This is a genomic window from Nocardia vaccinii NBRC 15922 (genome assembly GCF_001613305.1).
Taxonomy (GTDB): domain Bacteria; phylum Actinomycetota; class Actinomycetes; order Mycobacteriales; family Mycobacteriaceae; genus Nocardia; species Nocardia vaccinii.
Map to the genome: position 1 here is coordinate 62,019 of NZ_BDCC01000007.1, position 17,978 is coordinate 79,996.

Sequence of the window (17,978 nt, forward strand, 5' to 3'; positions counted from 1 at the left end):
TTCGGTGGTGGCGGTTACCGGGGCGGGCTCGGGGATCGGACGGGCTTTGGCTCTGGAGTTGAGTCGGCGGGGTGCACTCTTGGCATTGGCCGACATCGACATGGCGAGGGTTCGTGAGACGCGGGAGATGTGTTCGACCTCCGACGATGTCGAGGTCTTCCAGGTCGACGTTCGAGACCATGACTCGGTCGCAGCCTTCGCCTCGGACACCATCGAGCGGTTCGGTCACTGCGACGTGCTGATCGCCAACGCCGGCGTGCTGCACGTCGGATCCGTGGAATCCACCAGCTACAGCGAATTCGACGATGTCATGGCCATCAACTACTTCGGAACGGTGAACTGCGTCAAGGCATTCCTGCCACATTTGCGCGCTACCGGCCGAGCTGCCCGCATCGCCACCATCTCCTCAGCTGTGGGTCTTGTCGGAATGCCGGAGCATGCCGCTTACAGTGCGAGCAAGTTCGCGGTCCGAGGGTTCGCTGAAAGCCTGCGCGCGGAACTCGCCGACACGAATATCGCGGTAACCGCCGTCTACCCGGGAGGAATCCGCACATCGATCGCGCGGACCGCACTGCTGGCCGCGTCCGTCGACCGGGACGAAGTGGTCGAGCGGTTCGAGAACCGGGTTGCGCGTACCGACGCGGACACCGCGGCCGGGGTCGTCCTTGCAGGGGTTGAGGCGGGGCGCGGGCGAGTGCTGATCGGTGCCGACGCTTGGCTGGCGGAGATCGCGGCGAGGCTCGCTGGCCCGCACTTCGATCGGATCGTCAAAGCAGTCGCAAGGATGGCGTGATCGCCTCTGACGCAACGCAACTCGTTGATTGATGATGATTATCCGTTGCCAGTTGAGGTGACGCAGTCTGTGGTTCGTGAGCAGGGCTGCGTCAGGTGTGTGGCAGATTCCGGTGGTGGTGCTCTGCCGGATTGTTGACGCAGGTCAGTGCTTCGGTGGTGGTACGTAGACGGTCGAAGGCTCGGCGGGTTGGCTTTTGGTCGAGGAATGTTCTGATCCGGACGGAGCAGGTTTCGATGGTGTCGGTGCTGGTGTCGATTTCGAGGTCATAGATGCGGTGGGCGTGGACCCGTTCGATCTGTTTGGCTGCCGTTCCGATCGGGCGGTCGCCGCGCTGTTGTTCTCTGCGTTGTAGTTCGTCGATCGAGCAGTGGACGCCAACGAATATGACGTCGATTCCGGTCAGGACGGTCAGGCAGTCCTGCAGCCGCCAGGGCTCGCTGAGGACGTGATCCATGATGATGTCGTTGCCCGCCAACGCCATTGCGGCGACCGCTCGATGGAACCCGGCGCGGGTTCGCCGCAGGACCTCGGTGAGCACGGTCGGGTCGAGTTCGTTGGTGCGGGTTTCCGAGCGCATCGCGCCGATCATGTCGACGCCGATGTGGAAGAACGGCCGCTCGAGATCGATTTGGAGTTGACGGGCGATGCTCGACCTGCCCGAACTCGACGCGCCGTTGAGCAGAATGATCTGACCGGGCGCGACTTCGCCGGGAACGTCGAGGTCGTCGGCGGTGTCGGAGAGGCTGTGCATGTCTTCCATGATGGTGCAACGGCCGGTCACCAGCGATACCGAGTGGCGGGAAAACCAGTCGATACTTCATATGGAGGCTGGCAGAATGCTCCCGCATGGAACGGGCTTTCGAGGAGCTCCTGGACGAAGCGGCAGCGGCACCCGTGGAAGGCTGGGACTTCTCCTGGCTCGACGGGCGGGCCAGCGAGCAGCGGCCATCGTGGGGCTACCAGCGGCTGATGAGCGCCCGGCTGAAGACCGCGACCGCTGCCCTGGACATCCAGACCGGTGGCGGCGAAGTCCTCGCCGAGGCCGAGGTGTTTCCGCCGACCATGGCCGCAACCGAGTCGTGGCCCCCCAACCTGGCCAAGGCCACCGCGCTACTGCACCCGCGGGGCGTGGTCGTCGTTGCCGATCCGGACGATCCGCCGCTACCGTTCGCCGACGCCGCGTTCGACCTGGTGACCAGCAGACACCCGGTCACCATCTGGTGGGACGAAATCGCCCGAGTCCTGCGACCGGGCGGAACCTATCTGGCTCAACATGTGGGTCCTGCCAGCGTGTTCGAACTGGTCGAGTACTTCCTCGGCTCACAGCCCGAGGCACGGCGCGGACGCCACCCCGACGACGAAGCCGCCGACGCCGAGACCGCCGCCCTGCAGATCCTCGATTTACGCACCGAGCGACTCCGCATCGAGTTCCACGACATCGGCGCGGTCGTGTACTTCCTACGAAAGGTCATCTGGATGGTCCCCGGCTTCACCGTCGACGAGCATCTGGACCGACTTCGCCTGCTCCACAACCAGATCCAGCAGCAAGGCCCGTTCATCGCCCACTCCGCCCGCACCCTGATCGAAGCCATAAAGCTCTGACGGGGCACACCTGGCAAGGTCCGATCGGATCGTGCTCGACGCGCACGAGACACCGTTACCGCGCTATGCCCCTTCGGGGATGCCAGCGGTGCGAAGATCGGCAGGTGACCGAACTCCGACGAACCGGTGAGGTGATCGTGCCTGCGACGATGCGGGATTACCGGGAGGTGCTCGACAACCATGCTCGCTTCTGGGGTGAGCGTGACCTGCGGTCCTTGCATGTGGCCGCGCTGGTGCACGAGTTCCCCGAGACGAATCTTGCGGCAGCCGCCGACGACGGAATCCGTGGATATGTCTTCGGATTCGTCACCCCGGAGCGAATGGCCTACGCACACTTGATCGCCACTCGTGACGACGCGCGTGGGACCGGGCTCGGCCGCCGTCTGTACGAGGCGTTCTCTGCGGCCGCGGCGGCACAGGGCGCGGTCGGCCTCAAGGCCATCACCTCACCGAACAATCGGAGCTCGATCGCATTTCACGAGCGCCTCGGCTTCGAAGCCCGCGTGGTCGCTGACTACAACGGGCCGGGAGTGGATCGAGTCGTCTTCACCAAGGACCTACACCGCAACTCGTGACCGGCAAGGTCATCGCAGGACGGTCGCCGATGGTGTCGGATTTCGCCGATATCAACAGCTCTCGCGCCCTTCGACGCTGGAGTTCACCGAAAGCCGCCGTCGGAATTACCAGCCTAGCCATAGCCGTTCGTCCCGCTCAGGTGACGAGACTGCTGGACCGGCCTGTATCCGGGCGTCGGAGAGTTGTGACTCAACCCGCTCGGCGTTCGAGGTCGCGCAGGCTGTGCTCCAGATTTGACGCGATTTTGTCCAGAACCCTTGGGGCGTAAGCCGCGACTTCCTCGAACGTCGACTCGGCTGACACATCCCCGTCGTGGTAGTAGCGTAGGTACTGCGCGATGTCTTCGCGTTCCTCCCAAGGCAGGCCACGAAACGGGTCGCGGGCGTGGTAGTCGTGCATGTTCGACAGGTGGATGAAGCGGCAACCGAAGCGATATACCCGTTCGGTCCACCCCTCGTGAATCCTCTGTGCGAGATCGACCATGTCGCGGTCGGTCACTCGCCGCGGCCGGCCGTTGCTCGTGGGCAGCGTCCAGATCTCGCCGGCGACAGCTTGGTGTAGAAGTTGCCTGCGGAGTCCGGTGTCGACCTGCTCCAAAAGAAAAATGACGCGGACCATAGAGTCCAATTCCTGGCGCAAGGTACCGACGGCGGTGGATAACCATCCTCGCTGAGCCGCTACCGACATGACTTCTCGGTGCTCATTCGACCGTGCCCGTACCTGTCGGCAAAACCAAACCACATCATCTTGCGACGCGACCTCGCTCATGTGGTGACCATAGGTGCTTTGCCGTTCGGAAGAGAAACGTGACCTCCCGAACTGCTGCCAGGTGACGCACACTCCCACGTGCTCAGTACGGATGAGCTCGACGGGCTGAGCCAGATGACCGGTGCCGGCACCTCCTTCCGCGGACCGGCGGGGTGGCGGCCCTGCGGTTCATGGTCGACGGAATGCGCGCGTTGACCGCTGCCGCGCCCGATACGGCGTGGGTCCGCTCAGACGCCGGGAGTCGATTGCTTGCGAGCCCGTTCGACGCGGCGTTCGACACCCTCCAGATGTTTCTGCGCACGCCGCATGGCCTCGCGAGCCGAACGCTCGGTGGCGGCCGTGAATCGGCGGCGGTGTTCGGCTTCGGTCAGCTCAGCACGCAGGGCTTGGATGCGGCCGTCGAGATCAGCGAGATCGGCGGCCGCGGTGTCATGGTCTGATCGTGCGGAAGTCACAGCGGCGCGGGCGGATTCGACTTCGGCGAGCATCTCCTCGAGCTCGCGCCGCGCCTCGGCCTGGGGATCGGGGGCGGGCCCGTCGGCAGCCGTGGGATCGGCGCGGCGACGAGTCCGCGCGGCCGATTTCTCAGTGCGATCCTCGGTGGGATCGGCTGTCGGCGAGCGCGTTCCGCGGCTGCGGTGCCCAGCGCCGGGAACCGCGGCGGGGCCGAATCCCTCGTAAGTGGCTGCGGCGGTGAGGGTTCCGGTGCGCAGCCTGTCGGCGACCGACTGATCCGCCAGTGCCGCCTGCAGGCTCGCGCCGATATCCCGGAGGACGGGTTCGGACAGCCGCTGGCCCCGGCCCGTGGCCAGCTCGGCGGCCTTGTGGGTGAGGGCGTTGACCACTTTTTGCCGCTGCGGGGTGAGGGCCCGCAGCTGTTCGGCCGATAGTCGGCGCTGGGCATCACCGAGGGCGTCGCCCACCTCCAGTAGTGCGCGGACGTCATCGCTCGCCTCACGAGACAGCAGATTCAGCGCCCACGCGGCGACCGTCGGCCGCCGGAGCTTGCCGATGGCGGCGGCCAGGGCCTTGTCCCCGGCGTCGCGGGCTTGGCGCGCCCGCTCGGTACGGGCGGCCACGAACTCGGCGGGCGGGAGCCCGTAGAGTTCGGCCACGACCTGGTCGAGCGTCATGCCGCCCCAGCCTACGGGCACGCGCGCCATCCGCCCCGTGGGATGCCATGGTCAGCGATTGGCCGGCCCGGAAAGGGACCGCGACGATCCAGCCGTGCGCACCGCTCGGATCGAGCGAGAACCAACTGCCGTGCAGCAGTGCACATCGCGCGGGTAGCGGCATGATGGTGTGTTGAAACGATCGTTCAGGAGCTGGACCTGCCCTATTCATCGTGCCTAGTGGTGAGAGTCCGGACGGCGCTGTCGTACTGGTCGCGGTCGAATAGAAACGGCCCGAAGGTTCCATAGTCACGGGTAGGGCGGTAAGGCTGCTGGAAACGATCCCATACGACCAGATCGCCGGTCAGGGTGATCCGGGTCAGCATCGGCCAACAGGCCAACTCCCCGCATTCGCAGGCGAGTACGGGTGTCTTCTGTTCGCTGGTGAGGCGTGTGGTTCCGTGGAAATGACTTATCGCCGACCCGAACTTCACGAACCGAGGGACGATGCCGCCATAGGCGCCGCCCGCCGGCTGCATGCCGACGTTGAGTTCGAAGCTGTCGACGAGATCGAGCAAGGGGACGGTATCGATGCAGGGAATGATCCGATGCACATCGGTGCGTCCGGGCGGTCCCGGACGGTAGTCGAAACTGATCTCGCTGATGGAAGCCCGCGGCCGGCGCCGCACCGGCACCTGATCTCGAGATCTCCTGCGCCTGGCCGCACGACGATCGGTGTCGGTCGTCCAGGCCTTGCCGGGGTTCACCGGCGAAGGCGCACGGCGCCCTTCTCATCCGAAACAATCACGCCACCACCATAACCAGGAACCACTTATCTGCAAGCCTTCCGGCGTTCCTATTGGTCAAGGTCGAAATTTTCAGCTGTCAGCACCAGGGCAGGCGCAGTGCCTCGACATCGGGTGCCGCCTGGAGTAGATCGATCAGCTCGGTCGGGCCAGCCACTTTCGTGCCACACAGGTCCCAATCGGACCAGGTGATCCAGGACCGGTCGGCAGCCCACATATTCGAGGGTGAGCCGACTCCGCTGGGATGGTCGTACAGGTCTGCGGCGTCGCCGAGAAGGCCGCAGACAGTGACTCCGGTGTCGAACTCACCGCTGACTGCCGGGCCGAAATAGGCCACGCACGGGGTATCCGCACCACCCCGGCACCAGGCGATCAGAACGTCGATCAGCGTTTGCCACGACTCGCGATCGAGAGAGCCCTCGGCAGGCGGGCGGATACTCACCGGCCAGCTCCCGCTCGGGTGTGCGTCGGACAGACTGCGGAAACTGGGGTATTGCCCCTCGGCAACTGCTGGCTGGCCGAGCCGGGGCGCAAGTTCGGTCCAGCGCAACCTTTTCCAACCTGGTCCAGGATGCACGGAGCGGCCTAGCTCGTTTCCGATCAAGACCGACCTGTCGTCGAGATCGAATCCGGGGATTGTCGACCGCTGCTCGAGTCCGGCGGCCAGTCGCTGCCGCTGCTGCTGGTCGTAGGTGAGTTCCGCTTGGCCCGACTCGTGCTCGTACATCGCATGCAACAGCCACGTCGCATCGGGTTGTGAGTCGATCTTGTACCCACACCACCCGAGATCAGTTTTGGGCGCGCCGAGCCACGAAACCAGTTCTCGATCAGCGACATTCCAGTTCACGACCGGAATCGTACAGAGCGTTGTCGACCAATTCTCTGTCGCGATGCTTGCACGCAGCAACGGTCCACGTGCTCCGAAGCGGAAGAGCGGCTGCCCGCCGTTCCTGCACGAACCGGCCACTCGAACACTCGCTCATCGGCAGACGCGTGCGGTCGGCCGGACTGGCTACTTTGTCGGACAGCGGATCCGACGCCCTTGGTAGAACTCACGAGAATCAGCGGATTGCGACTGCTCGCACCCGTGCCGGTTTCGGCGTACGTCCACGGTCACCGAATGCATCTTCCGGTGGTCATGAACACGATCCGGTGCCGGGTGCAGCGAGGTAGGTGTTGTCGTCGACGTGTGCGCGCCAGTAAGCGTCGACACCGTCGTCGTCGGCCTCTTGCATGGCGATGTGGGTCATGAAAGAGCCGGGCGCGGCACCGTGCCAGTGGTACTCGCCGGGTCGGGTGACGATGGTGTCGCCGGCGCGGATCTCTTGGAGCGCACCGCCTTCGGCTTGGACGCGGCCCACACCCTCGACGACGTGCAGGATCTGCCCGAAGGGGTGGGAATGCCAGGCCGAGCGGGCGCCGGGGGCGAAGTGGACCGAAAACGCGCGCAGCCGGGAAGGCTTGTCGGCGATTGCGAGTTCGTCGACGAAGACGTCGCCGGTGAACCGTTGCGCGGGTGCTGGTGTGCTGTCGGGGTGTGTGCGGATGACGATCACGGCGTCGACCTCCAGGCTTTCACTGAAATTCGGTGCCGGCGGCTGCCGGTCCCGGGCGACGCTAGGTGCTCGAGTGGGCTCGAGGTCAAACCTGCGGTGCACCAGGCCCTTGGCCGGTGCGGGCCAGGCCGGTGTACTTGACGATCTTGGCCTCGACCGTAGCCAGACACTCGTCGAGCTCGGCACGAGCGGTAAGCATGGCGTTCCGGTGCTCGCCGAGCACGCGCAGGACACCCGCGACGCCGTCTGCGCCCGATTCGCGGTGGGTGATGTAGCCGCGGAGCCGATCCAGCGGCATCCCGGTGGCCCGCATCTGCCGCAGAAACACCAGCCAGCGCACCGCGTCATCGTTGAACAGGCGCCTGCCCGCGCTGTCTCGATCGGCGTGGCAGAGCAGCCCCAAAGAGTCGTAGTAGCGAATCGTGCCGACATTGAGCCCCGACCGCGTCGCAGCCTCACCGATATAGATCGCCATGCCGCCGACCCTATCGACCATCGACGCGCTACCGGCGCGCGCTCATCGGCATGTGAGTGTTGAGTTGTCATGTGCCCGAAGCCATGTAGGCAGCGAGGATGTAGTTCGCGTGCCGGTCGAGGTTGGTTCGAGCTCGGTCGTAGCGCATCGTCGTGCGCGGGTCGGCATGGCGAGCGGCGATCTGAACATCACGCAGGTCGACGCCGGCGTCGAGCATGGTCGTGACGAAGGTGTGGCGCAGCATGTGCGGGTGCATGTGGGGAAGCCGGACCACCGAAACCTCGACCAGGGCGCGCAGGCGCCGGGTGGCGCAGTGGCGATCCATCCGCCGACCGCGGGTGTTGAGCAGGATCGGCCCGAGGTCACGGTCGGCGATGGCGCGGTCGATGCCGCGTCCGACTGCGGGCGGTAAGGGGATCAGCACGATCTTGGCGCCTTTACCGACCACGCGCAGGACTCGGTGGCCGTGTTCTTCGCCGATGTCGGCAATGTCGGTGTGGCAGGCTTCGAAGATCCGCAACCCGAGCATTCCGAGCATGACCACCAGCGCGAAGTCGAACGGGTTGGCCGAGTCGCGTGCAGCGCTCAGCAGCGCTTCGAACTGCAGATGTGAAAGTTTAAGCGTCGGTGACTCGTTCGACACCCGCGGTCGGCGAACGTACTCGGCTGGGGAGTGTTCCAGGACACCGTCGATGACGCAGGTGCGGTAGAAACCGGTAACCACCGCCATGCGCCTGGCGACGGTGGCGGGTTTGAATCGGCGGACTTCACGCAGCCGACATAGCGTTCGACCTCGACCCGGTTCATCGCCAGCGGGCTGGCCTGATGCTCGAGGCACCAAGCGAAATACAGGCGCAGGTCCGAGGTGCAGTGGATGCGAGAGGTTCCGGAGAACCGAGCGAGGTAGGCCGCTGAGGCCAGCCGCAACACGAGATCGTCACCGGCGAAGGCGACATCGATGTCAGCTGAAGTGCTCATACACCACGATGCGCCCGGACCCGGGGTCACCGGAATCCGTTACGGCTCGGACCAGCGCGGGTCGCGGCATGACAGGACGATTCGACCTGGATGTAAAGCCGCCAGTTATCGGGGCGCGTCGTTGCCTTCGTACTCACCGAGATTGATGAGCGAGACCCGCTCGGACCAGCTATCCCAGGCCACATGTTTCAGGCAGGTCCGGTAGTAGTTGTCGTAGCCCATCAGGTCGCCGTAGGCCACTTGCTCCTGCGCGAGGTCGGGTGGGCCGAAGTAGTCCAGAAACTCGCGGTAGTTGCGAAGAAAGTTGAAGTGTTCGAGGTGGCTGTTCCTGCCGTACAACGCGAATCCGGCCACCCTGCCGCTCTTGACCAGATAGCTGGTTCCGCCTGCGAAGTGAACCATTGCCCTCTCGCCTAGCGCGTTGGAGATCAACTCGTCACGCGAGACCCATCGGCCGTCGCTGTCGTAGCACCCGGTTGGGGAGTCGACAGTCCGATACATGAGCGGGTACGAAAGCTCTGTAATCCTGTCCGGCTGGATAACTTCCGCAGCTATCGCCCCGTATGGCACGCCAGCGCAACACAGCCAGGACAGCTGGAGGTCCGGCCTCGCGAGCATGTCCAGTTGATCCAAGATCTCGATCATCTGGCAGACCCTACCCGGGCCGGTGTCGTAGGCGGCCTGCAGCGTGGTGCGGGCGTCAGCGCTGCCCTTGCAGGACAAACAGCCTTGTAAGCGGCATTTGCGGATGTTCGGTGACCTGTCGAGCCGCCTGGATGGCGTCGGCCGTCGAATGGGACTGCTGCAGGATCAGGTGACCGAGCGAGACCAGTAGGGCGCGGTCCGACCGTCCGCGCCAGCTTGCCGCTGCGCTCGATCATCAAAGCGTGTCAGTGACGATGACCGCCGCCCCGGCCCCTCTGGCAATGAGACAAGCCACCCTCCCTGAACTCGTTGACGGGGACAGTATCCGAGCCGTGCGACACGGAGACCGCCGCGGCCACCCTGCAGCGCGCTTCAGCCGCGCGAGCACCAGCCGACAGGTTCGGGCGAGCCGATGTGGGGTTAGCAACGGACCGCCTGGTGAAGCTGGACCTCCACCACGGTGTCGGCGCGGGAATCGGTGTCCTGGCGAATGATTGGAGCTGACAGCTGAATGTCATGAGCAACTGTCATGATGGGGAGATCGAGAAATACGAACAGTCGAGCAGCACGGCACCTGCCACGCCAAAGCATTTGGCACCGTCCCGAATGGCCGGCGCCAGTGGTGGCGTCGCGGACAAGCTAGGCAATAAATACGAGTTGGCTTGGGCCATCCGTCACGCTCTGCTCTGCATCCAGGACGGGCGCCGCAGTCTCACGCTCGAGGAGATCGACCCTGAGCTGGCTGACGGCTCGGAGTTCACCTACGTCAACGAGCACGGCGACATCGCGGTGACCCAGGTGAAGCGCCAGAACAACATCACCGATCACTGGACGATCGCAGCCCTAAGAGGTCGCGGAGTCTTGGCGGCAGCTGCTCGCCACGTTGCTGCTGGGCGTGAGTTCCACTTCAGTTCGATGACTCCGAGTGGGGCACTTCGGGTCATGGCTGGCTTGTCACGGCAATCGGCGGACGCACAGCAGTTCGTTGCGCATCAGCTCACGCGCGAGTTGAGACCAAGCTTCGATGAGCTGACCGCGGCGAATGTTTTCGGAAGCTCTGAGGCGGCCTGGCAGACCCTGCGCGGTATGTGGATTGAGATTGAAGTCGAAGAGCAGATGGTCATCACCAACGCCATGCTCGCCGACGTGAGTTTGGAGGGCGCGACCGGCGACCTCATGGCGGTGGCCATAGGTGCGGTACTGCTCGACAACCTGCGCACGCGGATGACGCAACGCGAGCTGCTCGACGCTCTTGCTCGAAAGGGCATCACAAGGCGCGGCTCCCAGACCACGCGAACGTCCCATGAGCAGGTGGTGGCAACGACCCAGAGCTGGCGCGGCACGATCGAGCGCGAACTGCTCTCGCCACCGATCGAGAGGCAAGAAGCTGTAGCTCTCGTCGACCTCATGACTACGACCCGGCTTGCACTTGTCGTCGGGGCTGGCGGTGGTGGAAAGAGTACTGTGCTTTACCAGGCTGCCCGTGAGTTCGAGGCGCAGGACGCCGAGGTATTGGCGTTCCGGCTCGACCGCCGTGGCGCCTTCGGTTCGACCGTCGAACTGGGCATTCAGCTGGGCTTCTCGATCTCGCCGGTTGCGGCGTTGCGACAGGCGGCAGACGGCCGCGACGCATTCCTGATCATCGACCAACTCGACGCCGTGTCGCTAGTGTCTGGGCGCCTCTCAGAGCGCTACGACGTCATTGCCGATCTCATTCGAGAAGCAACGGCGGTTGACGGGGTGCGCGTCATCTTGGCCTGCCGACTATTCGACGTCGAGAACGACCACCGCATCCGCAAACTCGATGCGCGGAACGATGTCGAGCGCCTGACCGTCGAGCCGCTACCTGACGAAGCAGCGGCAGGCGCTGTCGCAGCCATGGGTCTCGATCCAGAATTGCTCACTGCTACGCAACGTGCACTCCTCCGGTCACCGCTTAACCTTGTCCTGCTGGAGACGATCGCCGACCAGCCAGGTGCCTTGAACTTCACCTCCCGAGGGTCGTTGTTCGAAGCCTTCTGGCTGCGCAAAGAACAGACCTCCGAGGAGCGACGGCCCGGAACGTTGTTCAACGACGTGCTGGCCCGGATCGCTCACACCGCGAGCGACAACCAGACGTTGTCCGTCCCTGTCGAGATCCTCGGTCCTGGCGACTTCATCAAACACGCACGGGTCCTCGCCTCCGAACAGGTCATCGCGATCGAAGACGACCGGGTCTCCTTCTTTCACGAGACGTTCTTCGACTTCACATTCGCCCGCCAGTGGCTGTCACGACACCAGTCGATGGTCGAATTCCTTTGCGCCCAAGAGCAAGAACTGTTCCGACGCGCACAGGTGCGGCAGATCCTCGAGCTTCTCCGTGAGCGAGATCCCGATCGGTTCCGGACGGAGGTCGAGGCGGTCCTAAGCAGCGCAGATATTCGCTTCCACATCAAGGAGACAGTGGTTGCCGTCTTCGCGAACGTCAGTGCTCCGACACTCGAGGATGTCGAACTTGTGCTGCGCCTTGCCGACAGGGGATCCACGCTCACGAAACGGCTTTTGTTGCAGCTCGCACGCCCTACGTGGTTCGGCCCCTTCTACGCCCAGGGTCACATTGAAAGGTGGCTCGACGGCGGCGACGCCGCACTACGCGATAGGAGCGTCAACTGGATGGGCAGCGCCGGAGCCGAGCATGGCGCCGAGGTGGCTGACCTCTTGATGGCGCGGAAGCAGTCACCCGACTATGTGATGTGGCTCCGTTGGGTGACGCAACGCGCCGACCTGCACCTCCACCGGCGGCTGTTCGAGCTGTTGCTAGACGCAATCCGTGCCGGCCAGATCGACCCAGCCGATCAGAACCACTGGCTGTCGGTACACAAGCTGGCGGAACACCAGCCACTTTGGGCAATCGAGATGCTCAAGGCCTGCTTCGTGGAGAGCCCATCTGCTCTGGCGCTCGGTGGCGACGGCAAAGTAACGCTCCTCGGCATTCATGAGTACGGCGCCACTCAGATGATCGAGACAGCGTGCAAAGCAGAACCGCAAGCGTTCGCCGAGGCGTTCGTTCCGCACCTGCTGGCAATCATGGAGGCCACGCACTACGACCGTCTCGAGCAGGATCTTCTTCGCGACCGGCACTTCAGTCTGAGGCTTCGAATGGAGCCAAGGTATGGCGACGTCGGTGACGCGTTGTACAACGGCGCGGCGGACGCGCTCGGGAAGTGTGCGCAGACGTCGCCGGAAGCCATCGAGTCGATGCTGCAGCTCCTGGCCGCTAACGAACACGACGCAGCGCAGTCGTTGTTGTATCGCGCACTGATTGCTGGGGCCGTGACCTTTGCCTCGTGGGCAGCCGAGCTGATTCTCCAAGGTGGCAACCGCCTGAAAGCGGGCTACTTGTCCGATTCGCACTGGCTCTCGCGTGAGGTCGTTGAGGCCATAGCGCCGATTGTCAGCGACGAGGTCCACCTTCAGCTCGAAGAGCAGCTCCGAGACCTTCCCGCGACATACCAATCTTCCGACCTCCACTACAGGCTTCGGTCGTTCGGCTACACCGCCTTCAAGTTCCTATCAGCGCTCGACCCCGGGCGGCTAACACCGCTGGGACTTCGACGACTACAGGAGTACCAGCGCAAGTTCGACCGCGATTTGCCCGAGCCACCGACCGGCATCATCGAGTACACGGTCGGGTCGCCGATTGGTGGCTCAGCCACAGGCAAGATGAGCAACGCACAGTGGCTGCAGGCCATGGCAAAGCACGGCAACGACGACCGTGACTTCGGCAGCGAGATAGGCGGTGCTCGCGAGTTGGCGCAGCAGCTGAAGGCGCGCACGGCTGAGGATCCTCTTCGATTCGCTGGATTGGCCATGCAATTGACGCCCGAGGTCAACGCGGCCTATCCCGGTGCGATCCTGTGGGGCTTCGGAGAAGCATCAATTCCGGAGGGAGCGCAGCACGCTGTCTTCGACGCGATCCGTTACGTCATGAGCCTCGGCCTCGATAACTGTGACCGCTGGCTTGGCTGGGCGGTCCGTCACGTCTATGACGAGGCACCTTTGGACATCGTTGAGATGGTCCTGGACCGAGCGCTGCACGCTCCTGACCCTGTCGACAACTCGCCCGTCTTCGTACGCCGAGACGACCACCAACCCGGACGTGACATGTTCCAGAACGGATACAACACCTCGCGAGGAAGCTTGGCTAAGTCGCTCGGCGACCTCCTGGTCCACGACCTTGATGGCACGCGCACGGAACTCGTGGCCCCGCGCCTCGCCGAGCTGGCGAGCGACCCAGTACTGAATGTCCGCGCCTGTGTCGCCCACACCATCGCTGCCTGCCTACGGCATGCACGGCCAACGGCCTACACAGCCTTCGAACGCCTCATCGATGCCGACGATCTCCTACTTGCCTCGGACAGGTTGGACGACCTGATGATCTATATCGGCAACGCCGATCCAGAGGTGATCGATCCGGTTATCAATCGCATGCTCGGCTCAACAGATGCCGAGGTTCGGAGGGCAGGGGGTTGCCTGGCGGCATTTGCTGCGCTGCAATGGGGGCGTCCAGCGCTAATGGAGCGAGCTCTGGCCAGCGATGTGGAAGTTCGACGCGGCCTGGCTGAGGTCTGCGCCGCAAGGGTTGATCGATCCGCCGATTCAGAACTCGTGCTGTCCACTCTGCGCCAGCTGATGCATGACGAGGACGATGAGGTTCGGAAAAAGGTCGGCACCCTGGCCGGTCACCTGCGTGGAGACGACCTGCGCCCTTACACCGAGTTCTTGGCTGACTTGATCGCGTCACCAAGCTACGTACACGCGGCCCGGCAACTGCTCATCACGCTGCAGGAAGCGCCGGACAAGGTCGACGATCTCATCGACCTCGCTGTACACCACTTTCTGAACATCCATAGTGAAGACGTGGCCGACATCAGGACTGGTGCTGCCGGGGATGCTCATTACGTCTCGGATCTGGTGGTCCGTGGGTTGGCGCAGACTCGCGACCGACAGCGCATCACGGCGCTACTCGATATCCTTGATCGCCTGCTCGAACTCGGTGTCTACGGAGTCGATCGAGCAATTGATGGAGCCGTGCGCACCTAGCTAGGAACTGGTGTTTGACAAGGCGTCCCTCCGACATGCATTTCTCGGGGTCAAGGTCAACATCCCGCACCAGCGGGCACTTCCACCCGGAGTTGATCAACTTCGCCGTGGTCAGAAGCTATCTGGACACCGCGGCGACGTGGGGGAAGGACCAATCCTCGTTCTCGGCAAAAAGTTTCGATTAGCGACCACGCCAGAATCGTGAGGATCAGTTCCCTAGCAGTCGCCCCCGCTACACCACAGAACGTCCGCTCATCGGCTACTTAAGACTGGCGCCTGGGTCTGATCCCGGCCAGGATCGGGCCCAGGTACCCGGTGGGAGGCTCCCTCAGCGGCTGCCCGCCGATCGTTGGTGTGGCTCACTCATGGCTTGTGTCCCACCGGGTTACCGTGCGGGCGTGGCTGGAAAGGGGTTTGCCCTGGCTCGAAGTAGCGGTGCCTTCCTGCACGGACACCTGTTCGTTCGGACTCTCGGAAGGAAACCGTGACGGTCATCATCGGGATGGACCCGCACAAACGCTCGGCCACCATCGAAATCATCGACCCGTCCGCCACCGTAGTGGCGACCGGCCGCTATAGCACCGACAATGCCGGCTACCAGGAAATGCTCATTGCGGCACAGCAATTCCCGGAGCGGGTATGGGCTATCGAGGGCTGCAACGGTGTCGGCCGGCACCTGGCACACCGGCTGATCCACGACGGTGAAACGGTGGTCGACGTCCCGGCCAAGCTGTCGGCGCAGGTGCGGGTATTCGCTACCGGCAATGGACGCAAAACCGATCCGGTCGACGCCCATTCGGTCGCGCTGGCCGCGCTGCGGTCGCCGAATTTGCGGCGAGTGCAAGCAGATCCGGAACTGGTCGCGCTCGGCCTGCTGGTCGATCGTCGTGACGAGTTGGGCCGCGCTCGCACCGAACTGTTGAACCGGATCCATCGGTTGCTGCTGGAACTGGTGCCCGGCGGTGCCAAGAGGTTCCTGTCCGCGATGCAGGCCCGCGCTCTGGCTGACACCATCGCACCGGCCGACCCGGCCGCCAGGGTACGGTTGCGGCTGGTGTTGGAGTTGATCGATGATCTCGAGGTCGTCGACCGCAAGACCAAAGCCGCGGACAAGGAACTCAAGCAACTAGTCCTGGACCGCGGATCAACGCTGATGGATTTGTATGGGATCGGCCCGTCCAGCGCAGCCCGGCTGCTCGCGGACGCCGATGACATCCACCGCTTCGCCAGCCGGGACCGGTTCGCGTCCTGGAATGGCACCGCTCCCTTGGATGCTTCATCCGGGCAGCAGCAGCGGCATCGGCTCTCCCGCGCCGGTAACCGGAGAATCAATCGAGTCCTGCATGTCATGGCGATCGTTCAACTGCGATACCAGACCGCCGGCCGCGTCTACTACGACGGCAAACGCGCCGCTGGAAAGACCTCGATGGAATCGATGCGGGCGCTCAAACGGCGCCTGTCGAACGTGGTCTACAACCGGATGCTCGCCGACCAGCGGCGACGAGACACGGCAGGCCCGGGAGGGCACTCGGGAACGACTATCGAATCCAGCGCGACCGGCCTGACCCCGCACACCGATCCTTCGGACAAGCCACAACCCGGACCTACCAGCATCCAGCCTAACGCCCAACTAACCACTGCCCCTTGACATAAAGGGGAGCCATGAGAGTGCGTCCGCGGACGTCAAGTCGCCGGTACGCTTGCGGATGAGTCCTATTTCGCCGATGCCAAAAGATCCCGGCCATGCCGACGTCAGGATTCACCAGCGTAGCCAATCAGGATCTCGTACAGCGTTGTTACAGTGGGGCATCATGGCTGGATCGATTCGGCGAGCTTGACGGTGACCAGCGCGGCGGTGGTGCTCTGGTCCAGCGGCATCAATACTGACCTGGCGTCCAGTGCGGTCCAACTGCCGTCGAGTGCACGGACACGCACTTGGCCGGCTGTCCGGCCTTCGCGGAGGCCGTGGGACATTGCGCGAGCGATGGGCATGTCGTCGGGGTGAATTGCCGGCGTCGGTTCGCCTTGTAGAGCCTCCCATGCGATGCCCGGCATCGGTGGGCCCATCCATCGCAGCATCTGGAGGGTTCTGGTGTTGAAGATGACGCGGAATTCGCCCTCGTCGGCAGAGGTTTCGAGAACACGGTGCTCGAGGATGGTCGGGGGCGGTGCGATGGGTGTGGCGGTCGCCGGACCGATGTCGTGTGTGATGCCCCGCACCAGTTTATGGATAGTGCCGTCGGGTCCGGGTTCGTGACTGATCCGGCAGGAGTAGTGGGCTGCCCGAAGTTCGCCATCTTGGCGTCGAACTGTCCACACCTGTTGGACTTCGTGACCTTCTTCTGCGCCGACGAGTGGGGCCAACGCGTTGCCCTGTTCGTTGTAGTTCGGTGTAAGCGGGTCACCGAACACGGCGGCTATCGAGTGCTCGCGGATCGCGTCGAATTGTTCCGGTGGATAGCCCATCAGGTCCAGCAGATCGTCGCTTCGGGTAGAGGTCCCTGCCGTGATATCGAAGTACCAGGCTCCGACGGCGTCCCGCGGTGGCAGGGATTCGCTCGGCGGCCCTGACCAGAGCATGATGCCGTGCAGGCGTTGCGGCGAGATCAAAAGCGGCACAGTGACTGTGCGGCGCGTTCCGTCGGCGGAGATCCGGTCGACCGGCAAGTAGGTGGCCGCCGTCTGTGCGATCGCGGACCTGGCTTCGGTCAATGTGGTCCGGCTGATGATGCGATCAAGGGGCAGAAAGGTCTTCGGACTGCTGCCTACTGCGATCACGGTGGGCTTCCGCCCCTGAAACACTTCGAGCACAAGCCATCTCGTCGCTGCCATATCGCCCCCTCGATGGTTGTAAGTGGTGATCCGCTGCTCGTCGGTCGCGATACGAGCTCAACTGCAGCGCCAGCTGCCAGCTGACCCCCCAAGCCTGCCTCCCGTCACGGCTACGAAACGCGCACGGGAGGAATTCTTGTTTCCCGCCCACTTCTAGCAGCCTACGGCCGCGGCGGGATCGTCGCACGGTAGCCAGGCTCGAGTGCTGGCGGATTACCTTGTCCATCAGCGTAATAGACGCTGCTGAAACCGAGATCGGCGCTGCAGCCCCCTGTTCCGTTGCCGATGGGAGAAACGGCAAAGTGACGACAGTCCAGCATGTGATGTTCGACGATCCCTACTTTTCCTCCCCGGCCGAGGTCGTTCGTCAGCTCGCTCCTGAGTGTCCGATCCATAAAATCACTGCCCCCCGCATCGGGTCAGCGGCTGGATGGTCACAGGGTACGAGCTGGCCAAGGAGACGCTGACCATCCGGCCGTGATCGTTGCGATGAACCACCGGTCCGACAGCGCGGACTGCATCGGTGGGCTGCCGTCCGCGTCCCGCGTATAGCGATCGAGTAACACCTTTCGCTCTGGGCCGCGATCGGGAACGGGCTTGGGGCAACGGCTTTCGACCTTCTCGGGCCTGGAGCGCCGCTTCGAAACTCGAAGGTCGAGCCGGAGCGCCGCGTGCAAACGCAATCTTGCGTTCTGAACCGTTAGCGAGATAGGGTCGGCGAAGCGCTCCCGGTTTGCCGGGACTCCTGTC

15 protein-coding genes are annotated in these 17,978 nt (G+C 63.9%); 5 read left to right on the forward strand and 10 right to left on the reverse strand.

Annotated features, from left to right (window positions below):
* Positions 1-7 precede the first annotated feature (7 nt).
* Positions 8-793, forward strand: coding sequence for an SDR family NAD(P)-dependent oxidoreductase (locus tag NV1_RS03080; protein WP_245713535.1), 786 nt, complete (start codon positions 8-10; stop codon positions 791-793).
* 91 nt (positions 794-884) lie between these two features.
* Here the strand turns inward: NV1_RS03080 and NV1_RS03085 are convergent, their stop codons facing one another.
* Positions 885-1,547, reverse strand: a complete 663-nt coding sequence (locus NV1_RS03085) for a chloramphenicol phosphotransferase CPT family protein (RefSeq protein ID WP_067885763.1) — start codon at positions 1,545-1,547, stop codon at positions 885-887.
* A gap of 95 nt (positions 1,548-1,642) precedes the next feature.
* On the opposite strand from NV1_RS03085, the gene NV1_RS03090 reads away from it, so the two are divergent.
* Both NV1_RS03090 and NV1_RS03095 read left to right on the forward strand, forming a co-directional pair.
* Positions 1,643-2,398: a class I SAM-dependent methyltransferase gene (locus NV1_RS03090; protein ID WP_067885263.1), complete on the forward strand. Its 756-nt coding sequence runs from the start codon at positions 1,643-1,645 to the stop codon at positions 2,396-2,398.
* A 104-nt stretch (positions 2,399-2,502) separates the two neighbouring features.
* Positions 2,503-2,973, forward strand: a complete 471-nt coding sequence (locus NV1_RS03095) for a GNAT family N-acetyltransferase (protein ID WP_218026908.1) — start codon at positions 2,503-2,505, stop codon at positions 2,971-2,973.
* A 190-nt stretch (positions 2,974-3,163) separates the two neighbouring features.
* Here NV1_RS03095 and NV1_RS03100 read toward each other — a convergent pair whose 3' ends face one another.
* The 8 genes from NV1_RS03100 to NV1_RS43175 all read right to left on the reverse strand — a co-directional run bounded on the left by NV1_RS03100 (position 3,164) and on the right by NV1_RS43175 (position 9,071).
* Positions 3,164-3,742 (reverse strand): hypothetical protein, encoded by a 579-nt coding sequence (locus NV1_RS03100; protein ID WP_067885266.1) that lies wholly within the window; start codon positions 3,740-3,742, stop codon positions 3,164-3,166.
* Between the two features lie 227 nt (positions 3,743-3,969).
* Positions 3,970-4,875 (reverse strand): coiled-coil domain-containing protein, encoded by a 906-nt coding sequence (locus tag NV1_RS03105; protein WP_067885767.1) that lies wholly within the window; start codon positions 4,873-4,875, stop codon positions 3,970-3,972.
* A 203-nt stretch (positions 4,876-5,078) separates the two neighbouring features.
* A complete protein-coding gene (locus NV1_RS03110) occupies positions 5,079-5,621 on the reverse strand; it encodes a hypothetical protein (protein ID WP_218026909.1) in 543 nt (180 codons plus the stop codon).
* Between the two features lie 118 nt (positions 5,622-5,739).
* Positions 5,740-6,507, reverse strand: a complete 768-nt coding sequence (locus tag NV1_RS03115; RefSeq protein ID WP_084525023.1) for a hypothetical protein — start codon at positions 6,505-6,507, stop codon at positions 5,740-5,742.
* Between the two features lie 289 nt (positions 6,508-6,796).
* On the reverse strand, positions 6,797-7,216 hold the full coding sequence (locus NV1_RS45435) for a (R)-mandelonitrile lyase (protein WP_067885268.1): 420 nt from the start codon (positions 7,214-7,216) through the stop codon (positions 6,797-6,799).
* A gap of 85 nt (positions 7,217-7,301) precedes the next feature.
* Positions 7,302-7,691 carry a MerR family transcriptional regulator gene (locus tag NV1_RS45440; RefSeq protein WP_067885270.1) on the reverse strand — a complete coding sequence of 130 codons (390 nt, stop codon included), beginning with the start codon at positions 7,689-7,691 and terminating at the stop codon, positions 7,302-7,304.
* Between the two features lie 67 nt (positions 7,692-7,758).
* Positions 7,759-8,421 (reverse strand): tyrosine-type recombinase/integrase, encoded by a 663-nt coding sequence (locus tag NV1_RS03130; protein ID WP_218026910.1) that lies wholly within the window; start codon positions 8,419-8,421, stop codon positions 7,759-7,761.
* A gap of 353 nt (positions 8,422-8,774) precedes the next feature.
* The gene (locus NV1_RS43175) at positions 8,775-9,071 is read right to left on the reverse strand and encodes a hypothetical protein (protein ID WP_157116469.1); all 297 of its coding nucleotides are present in this window, start codon (positions 9,069-9,071) and stop codon (positions 8,775-8,777) included.
* A 759-nt stretch (positions 9,072-9,830) separates the two neighbouring features.
* On the opposite strand from NV1_RS43175, the gene NV1_RS03140 reads away from it, so the two are divergent.
* Together NV1_RS03140 and NV1_RS03145 are read left to right on the forward strand one after the other, a co-directional pair.
* Entirely contained in the window at positions 9,831-14,396 is a 4,566-nt protein-coding gene (locus tag NV1_RS03140) for an NACHT domain-containing protein (protein WP_218026911.1), read from the forward strand.
* Positions 14,397-14,880: 484 nt separating this feature from the next.
* A complete protein-coding gene (locus tag NV1_RS03145; RefSeq protein WP_157116471.1) occupies positions 14,881-16,044 on the forward strand; it encodes an IS110 family RNA-guided transposase in 1,164 nt (387 codons plus the stop codon).
* 161 nt (positions 16,045-16,205) lie between these two features.
* Here the strand turns inward: NV1_RS03145 and NV1_RS03150 are convergent, their stop codons facing one another.
* Positions 16,206-17,228 carry a GAF domain-containing protein gene (locus NV1_RS03150; protein WP_067885275.1) on the reverse strand — a complete coding sequence of 341 codons (1,023 nt, stop codon included), beginning with the start codon at positions 17,226-17,228 and terminating at the stop codon, positions 16,206-16,208.
* Between the last annotated feature and the right edge of the window lie 750 nt (positions 17,229-17,978).